Origin of the sequence: uncultured Selenomonas sp., assembly GCF_963528755.1 — a bacterium.
Taxonomy (GTDB): Bacteria; Bacillota; Negativicutes; order Selenomonadales; family Selenomonadaceae; genus Selenomonas.
This window is the reverse complement of the sequence record NZ_CAURXA010000003.1, coordinates 174,507-194,489: the sequence shown is the minus strand read 5'-3', so window position 1 is coordinate 194,489 and position 19,983 is coordinate 174,507. Positions and strand designations below refer to the sequence as shown.

The 19,983-nt window shown below is 60.3% G+C and carries 8 protein-coding genes and 1 pseudogene; all 9 read left to right on the top strand.

All coding sequences use genetic code 11. The features are described 5' to 3' along the window. Positions 1-68: 68 nt before the first annotated feature. The 9 genes and pseudogenes from RWS31_RS04840 to RWS31_RS04800 all read left to right on the top strand — a co-directional run bounded on the left by RWS31_RS04840 (position 69) and on the right by RWS31_RS04800 (position 19,982). Positions 69-10,769 carry a filamentous hemagglutinin N-terminal domain-containing protein gene (locus RWS31_RS04840; protein WP_314596470.1) on the top strand — a complete coding sequence of 3,567 codons (10,701 nt, stop codon included), beginning with the start codon at positions 69-71 and terminating at the stop codon, positions 10,767-10,769. A gap of 298 nt (positions 10,770-11,067) precedes the next feature. Beyond that, positions 11,068-11,334 carry an AbrB/MazE/SpoVT family DNA-binding domain-containing protein gene (locus RWS31_RS04835; protein ID WP_314596469.1) on the top strand — a complete coding sequence of 89 codons (267 nt, stop codon included), beginning with the start codon at positions 11,068-11,070 and terminating at the stop codon, positions 11,332-11,334. Next, a complete protein-coding gene (locus RWS31_RS04830; RefSeq protein WP_314596468.1) occupies positions 11,331-11,732 on the top strand; it encodes a putative toxin-antitoxin system toxin component, PIN family in 402 nt (133 codons plus the stop codon). The genes RWS31_RS04835 and RWS31_RS04830 overlap by 4 nt, the downstream gene beginning before the upstream one ends. A gap of 257 nt (positions 11,733-11,989) precedes the next feature. After that, positions 11,990-13,225, top strand: a complete 1,236-nt coding sequence (locus RWS31_RS04825; protein WP_314596467.1) for an S-layer homology domain-containing protein — start codon at positions 11,990-11,992, stop codon at positions 13,223-13,225. A 265-nt stretch (positions 13,226-13,490) separates the two neighbouring features. Next, entirely contained in the window at positions 13,491-16,127 is a 2,637-nt protein-coding gene (locus RWS31_RS04820) for a calcium-translocating P-type ATPase, PMCA-type (RefSeq protein WP_314596466.1), read from the top strand. Between the two features lie 72 nt (positions 16,128-16,199). After that, positions 16,200-16,748, top strand: a pseudogene (locus RWS31_RS11035) (TerD family protein); the annotation flags it as partial. Positions 16,749-17,844: 1,096 nt separating this feature from the next. Further along, on the top strand, positions 17,845-18,450 hold the full coding sequence (locus RWS31_RS04810) for a TerD family protein (RefSeq protein WP_006192729.1): 606 nt from the start codon (positions 17,845-17,847) through the stop codon (positions 18,448-18,450). Between the two features lie 156 nt (positions 18,451-18,606). Then, positions 18,607-19,185, top strand: coding sequence for a TerD family protein (locus RWS31_RS04805; protein WP_264918008.1), 579 nt, complete (start codon positions 18,607-18,609; stop codon positions 19,183-19,185). A 107-nt stretch (positions 19,186-19,292) separates the two neighbouring features. Continuing rightward, positions 19,293-19,982: a TIGR00266 family protein gene (locus RWS31_RS04800; RefSeq protein ID WP_006192732.1), complete on the top strand. Its 690-nt coding sequence runs from the start codon at positions 19,293-19,295 to the stop codon at positions 19,980-19,982. Position 19,983: the final 1 nt, after the last annotated feature.

Here is a 19,983-nt window from a genome sequence, read left to right as displayed (position 1 = left end):
GAAGATGGGTGGCTGAATTTATCAGTGATTCCCCAATATCGGTTTCAGACGAAAAAGGAGAAATACCCATGCGCTTCATGAAAAAGCAGCGCCGCGTGAGGAAAGAGCGCGGCGAGAGCAATCCCTTCCTGCTGCGCCTGCAGGAGAACGTGCGCCGCGCCCTCTTGGGCGGCGTCGGTATCGTGGCGGCGGGCGCAGCCCTCGTTGGCACGAGCAGCCCTGCCAGCGCCTTGCCGCAGGGCGGCGAAGTCGCGGCGGGCGCTGCCGACATCGCTAAGAGCCAGGCGGAGATGGCGATTCATCAGGCGACGGAGAACGCCGTCATCAACTGGCAGAGCTTCAACATCGCGGCAAACGAGCGCGTCAATATCTATCAGCCGAACGCGCAGGCGGCGCTTCTTAACCGCGTGCTCGGCAACAATCCCTCTGAAATCTTCGGCACGCTTACGGCGAACGGGCGAGTCTTCCTCGTGAACCCTGCGGGCGTCTTTTTTGCGCCCGGCGCACAGGTCGATGCGGGCGCGATCGCAGCCTCGACGATGAACATTACGAACGCCGATTTCATGGCGGGCAAGTATGCCTTCGTCGGTACGCCGAATGACGGCAAGGTCATCAATCGCGGCACGCTTCGTGCGGCGGATGCGGGTGCAGTCGCGCTTCTCGGCAAGGATGTTGTCAATGAAGGCGTCATCGTCGCCAAGAAGGGCGCAGCGGTTCTCGCAGCGGCCGAGGACGTCACGCTCGACTTTACGGGCGACGGCAAGGTCGCGGTCGTGCCGTCGAAAGCGGCGATGAAAGAGAGCGTCACGAACAAGGGTATCGTCGAAGCGGACGGCGGACTCGTCTTCATGACGGCGGCGACGGGAGACGCGCTTGTTTCCTCTGCCGTCAATCAGGAAGGCATCGTGCGTGCCGCGAGCCTTGACGGCAAGGCGGGCGCCGTCCGCATGACGGCGAACGACGTGCGCCTTGCGGCGGGCAGCGTGACGGACGTGAGCGGCGCTGTGGCCGGCACGGTCGAGATCGGCGGCGGCTGGCAGGGCGCGGGCGACCTCGCGCACGCGAAGAATGTCACGATCGAGCGCGGCGCATCTGTGCGTGCCGATGCGGCGGCAGCGGATGCCGCGGGCGGCACGGTCGCCGTCTGGTCGGACGGCAGGACGAAGTTTGCGGGCGAGATCACGGCACGCGGCAAAGGCACGGGCGCGGGCGGCGCGGTCGAGACCTCGGGCAAGAAGGTGCAGATCACAGGAAGCGTCAATGCCTCGTCCGAAGCGGGCAAGGCGGGCGAGTGGCTGATCGATCCCGGCGATATTGAGGTCAAGACGCGTGCGACGGGCGACCCTGAAGCCGGCTCTCAGGCGGATGTGCAGACCGTCACCAATTCGCTGAACGGCGGCACATCGGTAACCATTCAGACGGCGAACCTCACGGAAACGAACGACAACTCCATTACCGTATCGGATGCCATCACGAAGACGGCGGGCGGCGACGCGACCCTTTCCTTGAAAGCAACGGGCAGTGTCAACATCAATGCCGATATCACGTCGACGGCGGGCAAACTCAATGTGGACATCACCTCCGATACGAACCACCGTGCGGGCGGCAGTGTCAGCGCTGCGAGCGGAAAGAATATCAAGACGCTCGGCGGCAATGTCAAGATCGGCGGCGGTCTTGTCGAAGATGGTGTCGGCTTTGCCAACTCGCAGAGTGCGGGCGAAGCGGGCATCACACTCAACGGCGTCACGATTGACACGACGGACGGCGCCACGGCGAGCGGCAATGTCGAACTTGCAGGCAGCACGACAGCAAACGCGGCGGGCGTATCGCTCACGAGCGCGACGATCACGGCGGGCGCGGGAAAGGTCACGCTCGTCGGCAAATCCACGGGCGGCGGCAAGGGTATCGCCCTCGGCGGGAACATCACGACGCGCTCGGTCGAACTGCGCACGGATTCCCTCGACCTCTCGGGCACGATCACGGGCGACAGCGACTCCGCAGGCACGGCGAAGGTTTGGACGCTTTCGGATGGCAAGACCATCAACTTTGGCACAGGCACGGGCGGACTTGATCTCGCAGGCGATACGTTCACGAGCACGGGAAAGATTCGGAACTTCAAGAAGAATACGGTCGGCGACGCCGCGAAAAAGGCGAATATCATCGCAAACGGCGTGACGGCGGACGAAGATCTGGAAATGTATACGGGTGCAGGCACGCTGACGGTCAGCGGCGCGGTGAATATCGCTTCGACGCACGCGCTGACGCTTGGCTCGAAGAATGCCATCACGGGCGCGGGCGTCATCACGACGGACAAGGCCGTGCTTGAGGCGGCGGATGCAAATGTGAATCTCACGGGCGCGAACGCCGTCAATAAGCTCGACGGCAAGGCAAAGGGCTTGACCTTTAAGAACAGCGGCAATCTGACCGTTGGCGGTGAAACGGGGTTGGTGACAGCAGCGGGCGGCGCGAGTCTCGACGTGACGGGCGATCTCACGGTAGGCGCACACGGCATGACGAACGCGGCGGGTGCGATGAATCTCAAAGCGAGCGGCACGCTCAAGCTCGATGCGAATGCCGAGGTCAAATCGACGGGCGCGGCGGCGACATCACTCGAAGCGGCGACGGTCAATTTCGACACGTCGAGCAAGGTATCGACAGCGGGCGGTACGATCAATGTCAAGACGGATGCGCTGACGCTCCCCGCAGGAGCGCAGGGCACTCTTTCGAGTGCAAACGGAAAAGTTACGGTTGAAACGAAAACGGCGGGCAAGACGATCGCCGTCGGTTCTTCGAGTGCTGATGTCCACATGAATGACCTCGATTTCATCAACTCCGGCACGGGCGAAGTCCATCTGGGCAATGCGTCTACGGGCAATGTCGAAATCGGTGCGTCAGATGTAAAAGCGCCGCTGACGGTAGAATCGGGCGCGACCATCAAATTCTCGGGTGCAATGACGAACGCAGGCGGCAAGGACACGACGTTCAAGGCGAACACCATCGACTTTGCTTCGGGTGCGAATCTCGCCTCGGGCGCGGGCACGATGACGATGACGGCGAACAGCGTCACGAACTGGAACGATGCCGCGTTCGCCGATACGAACAGCGCGGGCACGTTCGTTCTGAAGCCCAAGACGGCAGGAAACTTCACCGTCGGCGGCACGGCAGGCCTTGTGACGGATGCAGGCTTTGGAAAACTAGCGGCGGGCAATTTCCGCAATGTCAGCATCGGAGACAAGGCAAACGCAGGCATGGCTACGATTGACACCATTTCGAGCGGCAACCTGCCCAAGTATACGAGCATTTTGACGCAGGGCAAGATCGACATCACGGGCGCAGTCAACGGTGCGCCGACGGATACGCTCGCGCTCCATGCCGATGCTCCGGGCACGACGCTCGGCGATGGGCTTTCCCAGAGTGCGCCAATCACGGTCGGCAACCTGCTGCTCCTCGGCAAAGGCTCTATGGATCTCAGCACGCAGCCGAATGCGATCCAGAACATCGCCGCCGATATGTCGGATGGCAGTTTGAAGCTCAAGAACAATACCCACATGAAGGTCGCCGTCGTTGAAGACCGCACGGTAAATCCTGCGAAGAACGTCGACGGACTCAAGACGAAATCGACGGACATCCAGATGGCGGCGGGGCAGAAACTCACGGTCGAGGGTAAGCTGACCTCGACGGACGACACGAAGCTCGAAGCTGACGATCTCGATCTCGGGAATAACAAGGTCAACGTCGACAAGAAGCTCACGCTCGAAAAGGCGACGAAGGCGCAGGCCATCAACGTTGGCACGGGCGCGAACGACTGGAACATCAACAACGCGAACTACGGCAAGATCAAGATCGGCGGCGCGACGCAGACGGGCGATGTCAATATCAAGGGCGCAACGTTCAAGAAGCCCTCGGACATCGAGACCACGGGCAAGGTCACGCTGACGGGCGCGACGAAGGCGGGCGCGGATGGTAAGTCCGACATGAAGATCAAGGCGCATACGGCAGAACTGCCGACGGCAAGCGATACGCTCGCTGTCAAGAACCTCGATCTCGACCTCTCGGGCGGTATCGATCTCGGTCTTGGCAAGATCAACGGACAAAAGGACGGCAAGGTCACGGCGAAGGGCGCATCGGCGAGTCAGGACATCTATATCAGTGACAATGCCGCAGACGCTCCTGCCACGGAGTTCCGCATCGCCTACCGTACGATCAACAATACGCTCGATGGCTTCGGCGGCTTCGATGTCGCGGGCGAGAAGCATGTCTACTTCTACGGCGGTGCGGTCAAGAAGTCCATCAATGCGGCTGGCAAGCTCGGCGTCGAGGTGCGCGACAATCTCACCATCGAGGGCAAGGGTACGAAGCTCAAGATCGGTGCAGATCCGACGCAGGCAGGGCACGATCCCGACTCGGTCATCACGGGCGGCTTCACCGTCAAGCAGGGTAAGACTGTCCATGTGAAAGGCGTCGACGGCACAAGCAAGGAAACCGGCGCAGAGATCAATATCCAGACGGGCGACAACATCCATCTCGAGCAGGGAGCTACTCTGAAGGTCGAGGGCAACTATGCACAGGCGACGCTCAATGCACGAAGCGGTGACGTCGTGCTGAACGAGGATGCCAAGGTGCAGGTCGCTCCCGGCTCCACACCCGTCTGGGTCGATGTCACGGGTAACAAGCTGCAGCTCGACGCACGCGCTCAGCTCGACTCGGGCACCGATACCGTCGGTGCGCTCCGTGTGCATACGGACGAGATCGTCACGCCGGCGGCGGACGACAATACGACGAATATCGTCGGCAAGAGCGGACTCGTTATCACGCGCAAGACGGCGGGCGATCTGACGCTCAACAACTCTTCGACGGGCGCAGGGCTTCATGTCACGAGTGACCAGATCAACGGCAAGCTCTTTGGCAATCAGTTCAGTGAGCTTGTTCTCGGCGACAATCGCAGCCAGACGGTCACGATTGATGGCCTTGAGGCAAATAACCGCGTCGTCGTCAAGACGGCGGAGACGGGCAAGGCAGTCATCGGCGCGGGCGGACTCAAGGTCGGCACCGATGGATCGGGCAAGCCCTACAACGTGACGCTGACGACAGGCGCGATTGAGAACTCGGGCGGCACGGGCGTCATGAACATCGCTTCGGGCAGTGCGCTGAACCTCTATACGAACAATATCACGAACCTCGCGGCGCACGGGAGCAGTCCGTCCGTCACGGGCACGGGCACGCTCGGCATCGGAACGTACAACGGCTCGAAGACCATCGGACTCGGCGACGGTGCGACGGGCGATCTGCAGCTGACGAACAATAAGTTCACACAAGTATTCGGCCCGAACTTCTCGCATTACGCCATCGGCAACAGCACGCAGGGCACGATCAATGTGAAAAATTCTTCCCTCGGGAAGGACGTGACACTGCAGGCGGATAACATCAACTTCGCAGGGGATATGACGCTCGCGGCGGGCAAGACGCTCGTTGTCAACGCCAAGACGGCGGCGAACCAGACGGCGGGCAAGATCAAGGCGACGAAGCTCGCCGCCGTCGGCGGCAACATCGCGCTTGAAAAGGACAACGAAATCGGCACGCTCGCCGCCGACGCGCTCTCCGTCAAGGTCAAGTCCGATGCGCTGACCATCGGCGCGATCACGACGCCTGCGGGCGCATCCGTCCCCTCGCGCACGATCACGGGCGTCAAGGCTGGTGAGTCCGGCGGCACGGCGGGCGACGTCGTGCTTTCGGCGGACGCCATGACCTTCACCGAAGGCGTCGAGGGCAAGGGCAATCTCACCGTGCAGCAGGCAAATGCGGCGACGAACCTCAACGTCGGCGCGACGGGTACAGGGCTGACCCTGCCCGCGAATCTCTTCGGTGGCAATAAGATCAAGGACGGCTTCAAGCACGTCTACCTCGGTCGCGAAGACGCGACGGGCGCGACGAATGTCGGCGGCAATCTGAACTTCGTCGATCCGACGACGATTCGCTCCGGTGCGACGGCAGGCTCGATGACGGTTGACGGTTCGGCAAACATTCAGACGAACGGCAACGATTTTGCACTCGAATCGAAGAATCTGACGACGGCGGCGGGAAGCAATGTCGATACGGGCACGGGCGCACTCACACTCAAGACCGACGCGATCGACCTCAACGGCAAGATGAAGGGCAAGAAGGCGCTCAATATCCTGCCGATCTCGCACAACCGCGACATCAAGCTCGGCGGCACGGTGAACGATCCGGCGAAGCTCTCGCTGCTCGACAAGTATTTCAATGGCGACAACCGTCAGTTCTGGGAGTATGAGATCATCAACATCGGTGACCGCGGGGGCGGCGGACGCCTCTACCAGAGCGGCACGATTGATATGCCGTTTACCGTCAAGATTCAGCAGGCGATTACGAGCGGTTCGGGCGGCGTCAACCTCTCCGGTTCGATCAAGACGCACGGCAGGGACTACACCGTTGCCAGCCGCGAGGTCAATCTCGACGATGCGCATATCAATGCCGACGGCGCTGACCGCGATCATGACGGCAATGTCGCCATCCATGCGGATACGCTCAACACGGCGAACGGCAGCACGATCACGGGGCACGGCGATGTGTCCTTCGACACCTATACGCCGGGCAAGACGCTCAACTTCGGCACGCCCGGCGCGGGTGGCTCTGCCTCCGATCCCACGCTTCCGTCTGACATCTTCAGCGGCACGGGACTCCTGCGTAAGAACCTCGACGGCAAAGGCTTCCGCAAAATCCGCATCGGCGGCACGAATGCAGGGGATATCAAGGTCGGCAACGTCGACCTGCCCGAAGGTCTTGCCGATGCTGTATCCATCAAGACGGGCGGCAATGTGACCTCGACGGGCGTCTTGAAATCCGTTCCGACGCTCGAAGTGGATGCACATAACGTAAATCTCACGGGCGCGAATGAGATCAAGAACCTTGGCAATATCACGTCTGCGACGGGCGTTTCCGTCGAGACGAAGGGCGGAACGAATGTCACGGGGATTATCAAGGGAAATAATGCCGCCATCAATATCAAGAATAAGGACGGCGGCAACGTCACGATCGCGCCCGGCGGGCAGATCGTCGGCACGGGCACGTCCGATGTCCTCATCGAGGCGAAGGGCGGCGCGTTCAAGAACAAGGCCGGCGCGAATGCCATCAAGACCGCGCCTGGTCAGCGCTATGTCGTCCATACGGAGGACTCCGTCGAGAACGAGATCGACGGGCTTGTATTCCAGTTCCGCAAATACGGCGTGGACTACAGCAACCGCAGCTCCTTCCCCGTTCCTGCGGGTCAGAACGCGATGTTTTACAAGTACCAGCCTGAACTCAAGCTCTATTCGACGCGCACCTACGGCGACGATAACTCAGCCTTCTTCAACTCGACGGCAGGCTTCCATATCGCAGACGACGGCAACGTCAAGCGCCGTGCGCTCGACAAGACGGAGGTTGACTATATCCGTGCCCATGTGGGTGACTCGGGCACGCATAACTTTGGCACGACGAAGCATACAAATGTCAATGCCGACGTCAATACGGCGGACGGTACAGTGACGAATGCAATGACCGATGTCAATATGCGTTCGGGTGCGCATACCTACGGCTCGAATTCGACCATTGCCAATGAGAAGATCACCTATCAGGGACATAACGACCTCAACTACAAGATTACGGTCGACTACCGCATCGTGCCGCGCGTCGTCACGGTCACGGGCAAGACATCGACCGTAAACTACGACGGCAATCCGCACAGCTATACGGGCAACGCGGGCGTCACATTCTCGAATTTCGCGAACGGTCAGACGGAAAACACGTCGGGACTGCTCTCGGGGGCTGTTTCCTATACCCCGATTGCGGATGCGGCGAAGACATCGGGCTACGCGCAGGGCGCTGTCCATGCGGGCGAGTACAGTGTTGACCTGAAAAACAGCACGCTCTCCGCGACGAACTACAAGTTCAAGTACGTTCCGGGCAAGCTCACCATCAAGCCCATCGACATCCACTTCACCGCGCCGAGCGGCGAGCGCATTTATGGCACGGCAAACGACAGCGTGACCATGACGTCGAGCACGACGCATACGGGCACGCTCCTTGCGGGCGACAGCTTCGCCAAGTATACGGTCACGGCGACCAACGGCACGAATGACGTCACCGAGCGCACGGGCGTCGGCAACTACACGATGACCTTGAAGGGCGCGGCGCTCGCCACGGGCAGCCGCAGCCTTGCGACGGACTACCATATCACGTCCGATCCCGGCACGCTGACCATCAAGAAGCGTGCGCTGACCATTACAGCGGGCGATAAGAGCCGCGCTTACGGCGACGCCAATGCAACGGCAGGCTATATCAATCACACGGCGAAGGTCAACGTCGCTGCGACTACCGCAACGACGGGACTCGTCAACGGCGACACCATCGACGATGTGACGGAGACGATCGACCCGACGGCGACCGTCACGACGAATGCGGGAACGGCAGGTCTTTGGACAAAGGCGAGCGCCGCGCATTTCTCGCAGGGTACGGCGGCGAATTATGACATCACTTACGTCAACGGATACTTCAACATCACGAAGCGTGCCCTGACGCTCGCCGCAGGCGACAAGAGCCGCATCTATGGCACGGCGAACAGCACCGCAAATTATGTGAATGGTACGGGGCTGTATCGCGTTTCGGCGGGAAGTCTCGTCAACGGCGATACGGTTTCGACCGTCACGGAGACGATTGATTCGCGTGCGACCGTCACGACGGACGCACGCACGGCAGGACTCAAGACGAAGATTGCAAATGCCGTCTTCGGCACGGGCAATGCCAATAACTATGACGTCCGCTACGAGGACGGCTCTTTCGCCGTCACGCCGCGTGACTTGACGCTTCGTGCGGGCAGCAAGACACGCATCTACGGCACGGAGAACACGACTGCCGTCTATACGGGCGGCACGACGAAGTTCCGTGCCGACGCCGCGACCGCCACGACGGGACTCGTGAACGGTGACGCGGTCGCTGATGTCGATGAATCGACGGACGCCCTCGTTACGACGAACGCTGGCACGGCGGGACTCAAGACGCAGATTGCCAATGCACGCCTCATGGGCAATCGTAAGGCGTCGAATTACAACATTCACTACGTCGACGGCGGCTTTGCAATCACGAAGCGCGACCTCTATATCCAGGCGGGCGACAAGAGCCGCGCCTACGGCGCGGCGAACAGTCTGGCGCACTATGTGAACGGCACGAGTCGGATCAATGTGCGCCAGACCGATGCGACGACGGGACTTGCGAACGGCGATCGGATTTCCTCCATTACGGAGACGATCGATCCGCTGGCGACCGTCACGACGGATGCGGGCACGCCGCACCTCTGGACGCGCGTCTCTGATGTGCAGTTCGGCTCGGGGCTTGCCTCGAACTACGCGATTCACTATGCGGACGGCAGTTTTGCCATCGTGCCGCGCGATGTCCTCGTCACGGCGGGCAGCGCTTCGCGCGACTACGGTGAGCCGAATCCCGTCGTCACTGAATACACGGTCGAGCGCGGCGACTATATGTCAGAGCGCGGCCTCTTGGCGGGCGACAACCTCACGGGCGTCACGACCTACTACGATGCCGCCATCACGCCGCAGACGGCGGCGGGGCTTCATGCAGGCGTCATCCACGTCGATCCTGCCTCCGTCAATGCAGGCTATCAGGGTGCGACGGCGCTTTCCAACTACCGCTTCAGCTATGCGCCTGGCACATTGAAGATCAATCTGCGCGGCTTCGACATGAGCACGCCCGAGGGCAGGGCGGTAACGACGGGCAGCATCACAGCGTCCCAGATCGTAGCGAACCTCAGTCATGGTCACATGGGCGGTGTCGGCGGCATGTCGGGCGGCATTGGTGGCACGAGGGCAAGCGGCAGCAGTGTCGGCGGCATGAGCGTGGGCGGCGGTGCAGGAAGCATCGGCGGCACGACGGGCGGCGGTGCGGGCAGCTTCGGCGGTACAAGCGCAAGCGGAGGCAGCGCCGGCAGCTTTGGCGGCACGGGCGGCGTCGGCGGCAAGACCGTCGGTGCGAGCAATGGCGGCGGTACGAGCACAAGTGCAGGAAGCAGCACAAGTGCAGGCAGCAGTGCCAGCACCGGCAGCAGCAATACCAGCGCTGGCATAGGCACAGCTGCAGGCGTACCGTCTGCTGAGCAGCTGCACGATACATCGTTTGCCGACGGTGTCGCCGTCGACATGCCGAAAGATCTGGCGGCGACGAGCTGGCAGAGCCGTGTCGTCGTCGCGTCGGGCGGCGCCTCCGAAGCGCACGACTACGTCGAAGGTGCGGATGGCTCCTTCGGCTTCGACCTCGCCAAGACGCGCGGCAACTACGGGATCCACGACGAGATTCCGGGCGGCACGGCAGAAGCCATCCCCGTCCTCTTCACGGACGGCGGCTCTCGTGACCTTGACGGCATCTACTCCATCAACTATGGCGCAGGCAAGCTCGCCATCAAGCCCGCCTCGAAGAAGGTCGAGATTCCCGATCCCAAGGAAATCCGAAGCTCTGCAGAAAAAGCGCTGAGCTTCCTCTACCAGACGCAGAACGGCGCCTTCCAAGTCACCTTCGGCAACGGCATCGTCACGCTCTACCCGAAGGACGATGCGGCGCTCAACATCGTCGTCGGCAAGGACAAGAAGGCAGAGCGCGCCGTCCTCGCCTCCGGCCTCCTGACCGCCATCGAGGACCTCGGCGTGACCCCCGTGGAGATCCGCGCCGTCTACATCTTCAAGGAACTCGGCGAAAGCGCAGAATAAGCTGGCCGCAGACCATAGAAAAAAGCCCCGTAAAGGGGCTTTTTTTCTATGCTGTATGTTGCGTTTCACCTGTGTCAATGCTATAGTGAAATAAAGAGCCATACATTAGCGTGAAAGCCCAAGAAGTCAAGGAAGCGCTGATAAAATGAGGTCGCCCAGATGTGTGAAAATGGGTGCTGAATTTATCAGTGATTCCTCAAGCCAAAGGGCGCAGGCTGATTGGTGAACTTTCATTAAGGGTGGCGCACTTTTGGCCACAAAGTGGACGTTTGTGCGTGTAGTTTGCGGAGGTGGGAATATGGGTGCGGTGGTATTGACGGTATTGCCGAATGGACAGGTGAGCCTTCCGAGTGAAATGTGCAGGAAGCTCTCGATTGAAAGCGGAGCAAAGTTGGTAGCCTATGCTTCCGAGGATGGGATCGTCTTGAAGCCCATCGCAAATTCGCCTGATCAAGATTTTGCAGAGCGACTCGATGAGGCGAGGGAATGGGCCGCATCGGTTGGCTATCAGGAATCGGATGTCGATGATATCATCAAGGAAGTCAGAAAGAGAAAGCGTCCATGAGAATTGTCATTGATACGAATGTGGTCATATCGGGTACGTTCTTCGGCGGCTATCCGCGCAAGGTGATAGAGTCTGTCGGTAAGAATGGACTCTATGCCTGTGCGACGCTGGAGATTGTAGACGAGTATGAAGAAATCGTCGATGAAATGATCCGACGAAAACAGGGGCATCTTCGTCGTGATATATTAAAGCCTTTTATTGGCGGCTTGAAAATGATTGATTCGTTCACGAAGGTGGAAGTCAGCCGCGATCCGGATGATGATAAGTTTATCTCCTGTGCAGTCGATGCAAAAGCGCTATACGTTGTCAGTGGTGACAAAGATTTATTGGAGATTGGGCGTTATCGGTTCGTGGAAATTTTGACAGCAGCAGAATTTTGTGCGCAGCATCTTCGCTGAGTTTTGTACCTATGCGCGGGATGCTCAGTATTCCTGGACTCGAAGTCATATACCTCTGCTGTTTTTAGGACGAAAACCCCTATTTTCCCCTTCATGATTTTTTCATTTGCGTTTTCCTTCGAGCTGTGCTATTCTAGTCTCACGAACCGAGGAAACGAGAGAGGTCGAGCTTGAGGAAACATGGACACTCAGAGGAAGCCTCCTTGAAACTTTGGTTCAAAGCCAAATTTCTATCTATCTTAAAGGAGGAGTTTCTCATGAAGAAGACTCTCACAGCAGCGCTCACGACGGCTCTTGTCGTCGGTGCAGCCTCGACGACGTTCGCTGCGGCGAACCCGTTCAGCGATGTTCCTGCCGACCATTGGGCATACGATGCAGTAGCCCAGCTCGCCGATGACGGCGTCATCGAGGGCTACGGCGACGGCACGTTCCGCGGCCAGAACGAGATCACGCGTTACGAGATGGCGCAGATGGTCGCGAAGGCCATGGCGAAGGAAGACCAGGTCAATGCACAGCAGAAGGCCATGATCGACCGTCTTGCCGCTGAGTTCAGCGAAGAGCTCAACAACCTCGGCGTCCGCGTCTCGAACCTCGAGAACCGCATTGACAACGTCAAGTGGGAAGGCAAGCTGCAGTACGAGTACACGCGTACGAAGGTTGATGGCGTGGATGCGGATACGGATCATGATCTCAAGTTCCGCCTTGAGCCGACGGCTACGGTCAACGATCATTGGAAGGTCAAGGCTCGTCTTGATGCACATTGGAATCCTGACAGCGATCAGGGCAAGGAAGATGACAATGGCAACCCTGACAGCAACGTCAAGCTCAAGCGTGCCTATGTCGCTGGTCACTACGGCATCACGCACATCAATGCTGGCTTGATTCCCTACTACTCCGAGCAGGGTGTTGTGTTCGATGGCGAGTTCTCGGGTGCTAGCGTCACGGTCGGTGCAGGTCAGACGCTTTCTGGCACGTTGCTTGCTGGCCGCGCGAGAGAGATTGACGGAACTGCTACTACTGCGCCTTCGAACGTGCAGGGTGTGAATATCACGTGGAAGCCTTCGGAACAGTTCTCGGGAGCCGCTGAGTACTACCGCGCATCGTTGGGCGACGAGTACAACAATATCTGGGGCGTTGGTGCGACGTACAACTTTGCCAAGACGGCTTCTCTGAACGGCGGCTATTGGAAGAATACGACGCCGAATAATTCGGATACTGACCGCGCTTGGAACGCCCAGCTTTCCTACAAGGGCGCTGAGCAGGAGAATATGCACAGCTTTGGTCTCTTCGTTGCCTATCGTCGTCTTGGTAAAGAGGTTGCTTTCAACCCGACCTTTGATGCTATCAAGTCTGGCGAGAAGGGCTGGGAAGTCGGCGGAGACTACACGTTCGCGAAGAATGTCGTCGGCACGCTCAAGTACTTCAACGGTAGGTACATTACGACCGATACGAAGCTCAACCGCTTCTACGGCTCGCTCGAGTACTTCTTCTAAGAAGTCGAAAAGCATCGTGCTTCGGCACGGTGATGAAAGAACCCCCGCATTCGCGGGGGTTCTTTTTGCGTCTCACTCTCGCAGCTGGAAATCGGCTGCGAGTCTGTTTTCACGTGCGCCTAGCGTAGATCGTGCCGCTTTTAGATGACATCGTCGTACTCTCCTCGCTTTCGGCTTGACCGATTGACCTTTCATGCTATAATGATAGCAGCCACCTTCGTCTCGACAAGGCGGCTGTTCGAGCAGACAGGTTAGGAGAGATTATATGAAGATTCAAGGTTTGACAGATGAAGAGGTGCGCGTCTCGCGCGAGCGGCACGGTACGAACGGTATCACGGAGCAGAAGGGCGAGGGCTTCTGGGAGAAGCTCAAGGGGAGCTTTGACGATCCGATCATCAAGATTCTCTGCGTGGCGCTCGCCATCAACGTCGTTTTCGCGATCCTTGGGCAGGTCGCATGGTATGAGTCTGTGGGCATCGCGCTCGCCGTGATCCTCGCGACGACGGTCGCGACGTATTCGGAGTATCAGAACGAGAATGCCTTCCAAAAGCTGCAGGAGGAAGCGTCGCTGATCAAGTGTAAGGTGTACCGCAACGGCACGCTGACGGAGATTCCCATCGACGAGATCGTCATGGGCGATTTCGTGCTGCTGCAGACGGGCGACAAGATCCCGGCGGACGGCGTGATCTGTGACGGCTCGATCCAGGTCGATCAGTCGGTATTGAACGGCGAGGCGAAGGAAGCGGCGAAGACGCCGGTTCCGGAGGGCGATACGGAAGCGGAGAAAAGCTCGGATTTCCTCCACCCGCACAAGGTGTTCCGCGGCTCCGTCGTCTGCGGCGGCAACGCCGTGATGCGCACGACGACGCTCGGCGATAAGACGTTCTACGGCAAGATCGCGGGCGAACTGCAGGCGGATGAGGATCGCGACACGCCACTCAAGGTGAAGCTCTCGAACCTCGCGCATCAGATCAGCAACTTCGGCTACATCGGCGGCGTGGCAATCGCCATCGCCTTCATGTTTCAGCGCCTCGTCATCCACAACGGCTTCGATATGGCGCGTATCATAGCGTACTGTTCGAACTGGCTCGTCGTCGCGCATGACCTCGTCGACGCGGTCATGCTCGCCGTCATCATCATCGTCGTCGCCGTGCCCGAGGGTCTGCCGCTGATGATCGCCATCGTCTCGGCGCAGAACATGGGCAAGATGCTCAAGGACAACGTGCTCGTGCGGAAGATCTCGGGCATCGAGACGGCAGGCAGCTTGAACCTCCTTTTCAGCGACAAGACGGGCACGATCACGAAGGGACAGCTCGAAGCCGTCGCCTTCGTCGACGGTGCAGGCACGCAGTATGCCGCTTACAGCGAGCTGGGCGCGGGACTTAAAAAGCTCGTGAACCTCAGCGTGCGCTACAATACGAGCGCCGTCATCAACGGCAGGGAAGCCGTCGGCGGCAACGCGACGGAGCATGCGATCTTCGGCTTCGTCGCGGCAGACAGCGCGGCGATGGACGAGAAGATCAAGAATGCCGTGCCTTTCAGCAGCAAGAACAAGTACTCGCTCTCGGAGGTCACGGGCGAGTACAGCGTGACCTTGGCGAAGGGAGCACCCGAGAAGATCCTCGCGCTCTGCGACTCGTATTACGATGCGAATGGCGAGAAGAAGCCGCTGACGAATAGGGTGGCGATCACGGACTGTATCGACGCCCTTGCGGCGCGTGCCATCCGCGTGCTGGCGCTCGCCGTCTACGAGGGTGCGATTCCTGCGGACGGTACGCTTCCAGCGAGCGGCCTCGTCTTCGTCGGTGCAGTCGGCATCCGCGACGAGGTGCGTCCCGAGTCCGTCGAGGCGATCCGCCGCGTGCACAGTGCGGGCGTGCAGGTCGTCATGATCACGGGTGACCGCCAGGACACGGCGAGCGCCATCGCGAGGGAAGCGGGTCTTCTCTCGCGCGATGATGATGTCGCCATGACGAGCGACGAGCTTGCCGCGCTCGACGATGCGGCGGTCAAGGAGCTTCTGCCGCGCCTTCGCGTCGTGGCGCGTGCGCTTCCGACCGACAAGAGCCGCCTCGTGCGCCTCGCGCAGGAGATGAACCTCGTCGTCGGCATGACGGGCGACGGCGTCAACGACTCGCCCGCCTTGAAGAAGGCGGACGTCGGCTTCGCCATGGGAAGCGGCACGGAAGTCGCGAAGGAGGCGAGCGATATCGTCATCCTCGACGACAACTTCAAGTCGCTCGCGCGTGCGATCCTTTACGGGCGCACGATCTATAACAGCATCCGGAAATTCATCGTGTTCCAGCTGACGATCAACGTCGCGGCTGTCATGATTTCTTTCGCTGCGCCCCTTCTCGGCATGGAGACGCCGCTTTCCATCACGCAGTTCCTCTGGATCAACCTCGTCATGGATACGCTCGCGGCGCTCGCCTTCGGCGGCGAGCCGGCTCTGCGCCGCTTCATGGACGAAAAGCCCAAGCAGCGCGATGAAAGCATCATCAGCAAGTACATGGTGTCCTCCATCGGCGTCGGCTCTCTTTGGTGCTTCGCGCTGAGCCTCTACTTCCTCATGAGCGGCGCGGCGCACGCCTATTTCCGCCCCGACGAGGCGAATCACTACCTGCTGACGGGCTACTTCGCGTTCTTCATCTTCATGGCGGTGTTCAATGCGTTCAACGCACGCACCGACTCGAAGAATCTCTTTGACAATATCTCGCACAATCCGGGCTTCCTGCGCGTCATGGGCTTGATCGTCGTGATCCAGGTCGCCATGACGTATCTCGGCGGCGAGATCCTGCATTGCTATGGCCTGACGCCTATGGAGTGGGCGTTCGTACTCGGCATGGCGGTGACGATCGTGCCGATCGATCTGCTGCGCAAGATGGTCGTGGGCAAGGCGTAATTCAATATTGGCAAGGCGGCGTCGGTGGAGAGTATCGACGCCGCCGCTCTATACTCTACGGGAGGGAAAAGCATGGGCATGAACATCAGCAAGGGACAGAAAGCCGATCTGACGAAGAACAACGCGGGGCTTCGAAGCGTGCTCGTCGGCATGGGCTGGCAGGCGAATTCTGCCATCGACCTCGACACGGCGGCGTTTTTGCTCGGCGCGGGGGGAAAAGTCGCGGGCGATGCGGACTTCGTGTTCTACGGCAACGCGCGTCACGCGTCGGGCGCGGTCGAGCATATCGCTGCGCCTTCGGGCGGCGACAAGCAGCAGGTGCGCGTCGATCTCGCCGCCGTTCCCGCGTCGGTCGAAAAAATCGCCGTGACGGCGACGATCTACGATGCGGACGCCAGGCGGCAGAATTTCTCCCAGGTCGCGGGCGCGTACATCCGCGTCCTCGATGCGGCGAGCGGCGCGGAGCTTCTGCGCTACGATCTCGGCCAGGGCTTTTCCGTGGAGACGGCGATCGTCGTCGGCGAGCTGTACCGCTACAAGGGCGAGTGGAAGTTCAATGCCGTCGGTGCGGGATTCAGCGGCGGCTTGGAGGCGCTGTGCAAAAACTTCGGCGTCGAGGTCGGCGAGGGGCAGGGAGCCGCGCCCACCGCGCCGCCGACCGCACCGCCCGCGCCGCCGACTGTACAGCCGCGTCCCGCCGCACCGCCTGCACCTACGGCATCGCCCGCGCCCGCCGCGCCGCCCGCACAGCGTCCGCCGCTGAATCTCGGCAGGTCTGGCGCCGCGCCCGCACCGCACCAGCCGCTGAACCTCGGCAGACCCGGCGGCGCACCGCCTGTGCCGCCTGTACCGACTGCCGCGCCGCCCGTGCAGCCACCGACTGCGCCGAAGAAGGTCGAGCTCAAGAAGGGGCAGAAGGTCAGCCTCGTCAAGGGCGGCGGCGGACTCGGCGAGATCTCCATCAACCTCAACTGGCATCAGCAGCCGCAGACGAAGAAGCAGGGGCTTCTCGCCTCCATTTTCGGCGGCGGGGGAGGAGCGGGCGGCATCGACCTCGACCTCGGCTGCCTCTACGAGCTGCAGGACGGCGAGATCGGCTGCGTGCAGGCGCTTGGCAATGACTTCGGCAGCCTTTCACGCCGCCCCTGGATCGCGCTCGACGGCGACGACCGCACGGGCAGTAACGCGGCCGGCGAGACGCTTCGCGTCAACGGCAAGATGGCGTCGAAGATCAAGCGCATCCTCGTCTACACATTCATCTACGAGGGCGTTGCCAACTGGCAGCAGGCGGACGGTGTCGTGACCGTCAAGTGCCCGGGCAGCCCCGACATCATCGTGCGCATGGACGAGTACGGCTCATCGAAGGCGATGTGCGCGATCGCCATGCTCGAAAACATCAACGACACCTTCAGCGTCGAGAAGCTCGTGCATTTCTTCAGCGGACACAAGAGCATGGACAAGGCGTATCACTGGGGTCTGCGCTGGGAGCCGGGCAGCAAGGACTGAGCATGCGGCATTTCGCCGCGGGCAGCCGCTTTGCTTCGACGGAAGGCGATGGGTGTATGAAAGAAATTTTCATCAAAGCCATGAAGGGAAAAGGCGGCGGCGGGGCGAATTCTTCTAAATAAGGGAAATTGTTTTCATGGAGCGGCGCTTGCAGAGTGGCTGCTCCACAGGAGATATTCTTATCGCAAGGAGAAATCAAGGAGGCAGGCATATGGGCGTGAATCTGCAAAAAGGACAGAAGGTAAACTTGAAGAAGTCGGACGGTCAGGCGCTCTCGCGCATCCGCATCGGACTCGGCTGGGATCCCGTCGAGCAGAAGAAAGGCGGGCTTTTCGGCTCGATCTTCGGCGGCTCTGCACCCGACATCGACTGCGATGCGAGCGTGATCGTCTGCAAGGGCGGCCGCCTCTCGGGGAAGAAGGACGTCGTCTACTTCGGCAACCTCAAGCATCCGTCTGGTGCGATCGTCCATACGGGCGACAACCTCACGGGAGAGGGCGAGGGCGACGATGAGCAGATTCTCGTCGATCTTACGGCTGTGCCCGCAGATTATGACAAACTTGTCTTCGTCGTCAACATCTACGACTGCGAGTCGAGAAAGCAGGACTTCGGCATGATCGCGAACGCCTTCATCCGTATATGCGACGAGCGGACAGGCGAGGAGTTTTGCCGCTACAATCTCTCGGAGAGCTACGCGGGCATGACGGCGATGATCTTCGGCGAGATCTACCGCTATAACGGCGAGTGGAAGTTCAATGCCATCGGGCAGGGCACGAAGGACAAGGGACTGAACGAGCTGGCGCGGCGCTATCAGTAAGACATCATGCCCTTGCGGCTTGATATAGGGAACGGTTCGTTTGTTCCCATGAAGCGGCACGATATGTGCCCGGGCAGGAAAATCGCCCGCTCTGCCGCGCGTTTCGGCCGTGCGGCTGCAGGCGGCTTCCGCATGTACGCATAAGGAGGAATCTTCATGGCAATCAGTTTGAAAAAGGGACAGAAAGTTGATCTGACGAAGGGCAATCCGGGTCTCTCGAAGCTCCTGATCGGCCTCGGCTGGGACACGAACAAGTACGACGGCGGCTCCGACTTCGACCTCGACGCCTCGGCGTTCCTTCTCGGACCGAACGAGAAGGTCACGAGCGATGCGGACTTCGTTTTCTACGGCAATCTCAAGCACGCATCGGGCGCCGTCGAGCATACGGGCGACAACCTCACGGGCGAGGGCGAGGGTGACGACGAGCAGATCAAGGTCGATCTTTCGAAGGTGCCGGCTTCCATCGACAAGATCGATTTCACGGTCACGATCTACGAGGCCGATGAGCGCAAGCAGAACTTCGGCCAGGTGTCGAACGCCTTCATCCGCGTCGTCAACGAGGCGACGGGAGAGGAACTCATCCGCTTCGACCTCGGCGAGGACTTCTCCATCGAGACGGCGGTCGTCGTCGGCAGGCTCTACCGCCAGGGTGCGGAGTGGAAATTCAACGCCATCGGCTCGGGCTACAGCGGCGGCCTCGGCGCACTCGGCAAGGCTTACGGCGTCAACGTATAAGCGCATTCTTTTGTTGGGCGAGCCTTCCCATGGGGGAAGGCGAGAGAAGGGGGCTGTGCATAAGTCTCTCGGACTCGTGCACAGCTTCTTCCATCGAAAGGGGTGCGATGATGGAATACAAGATCTTATATCCGGAGGCTTTTCCCGTGGTCGAGTGCTCGCTGCGCCACGGCGAGGCGATCAAGGCGGAATCCGATGCGATGATCGCGATGGATGCGACCGTCGACGTCGAGGGAAAGATGGAGGGCGGCGTGCTCGGCGGCATCATGCGCCGCGTCTTCACGGGCGAGAGCTTTTTCCTGCAGCGTCTCGTCGCCTCGCGCGGTGCGGGCAAGGTGCTCTTCGGCCATCCTTTGCCCGGCGGCATCATGGACGTCGCCTTGGACGGCTCCTACGGCATGATCGTGCAGAAGGGCGGCTTCCTTGCGGCGGAGGAGACGGTCAACATCGACTCGAAGATGCAGGGCCTCATGCAGGGATTCTTCTCGCAGGAGGGCTTCTTCCTCTTGAAGCTCACGGGCAAGGGCATCGCCTTCTTGAGCAGCTACGGCGTCATTCACGTGCTGAACCTCGAAGCGGGCGAGGAGGTCATCGTGGACAATGGCCACCTCGTCGCATGGCCCGATTACATGAACTACAAGATCGAAAAGGCGTCGAACGGCTGGATTTCGAGCGTCATGTCGGGCGAATGCCTCGTGTGCCGCTTCCGCGGGCCCGGTCCCGTGCTCATCCAGACGAGGAATCCGTCGGGCTTCGAGACGTGGATTCAGGAGATCGTGAGAAAGGGAGGAAAATGAC

What these genes read in the sequence shown, in the direction of transcription:
- RWS31_RS04840 (WP_314596470.1), top strand. Translation starts at nt 69, where the DNA reads ATGCGCTTCATGAAAAAGCAGCGCCGCGTGAGGAAAGAGCGCGGCGAG.
- RWS31_RS04835 (WP_314596469.1), top strand. Translation starts at nt 11,068, where the DNA reads ATGGGTGCGGTGGTATTGACGGTATTGCCGAATGGACAGGTGAGCCTT.
- RWS31_RS04830 (WP_314596468.1), top strand. Translation starts at nt 11,331, where the DNA reads ATGAGAATTGTCATTGATACGAATGTGGTCATATCGGGTACGTTCTTC.
- RWS31_RS04825 (WP_314596467.1), top strand. Translation starts at nt 11,990, where the DNA reads ATGAAGAAGACTCTCACAGCAGCGCTCACGACGGCTCTTGTCGTCGGT.
- RWS31_RS04820 (WP_314596466.1), top strand. Translation starts at nt 13,491, where the DNA reads ATGAAGATTCAAGGTTTGACAGATGAAGAGGTGCGCGTCTCGCGCGAG.
- RWS31_RS04810 (WP_006192729.1), top strand. Translation starts at nt 17,845, where the DNA reads ATGGGCGTGAATCTGCAAAAAGGACAGAAGGTAAACTTGAAGAAGTCG.
- RWS31_RS04805 (WP_264918008.1), top strand. Translation starts at nt 18,607, where the DNA reads ATGGCAATCAGTTTGAAAAAGGGACAGAAAGTTGATCTGACGAAGGGC.
- RWS31_RS04800 (WP_006192732.1), top strand. Translation starts at nt 19,293, where the DNA reads ATGATGGAATACAAGATCTTATATCCGGAGGCTTTTCCCGTGGTCGAG.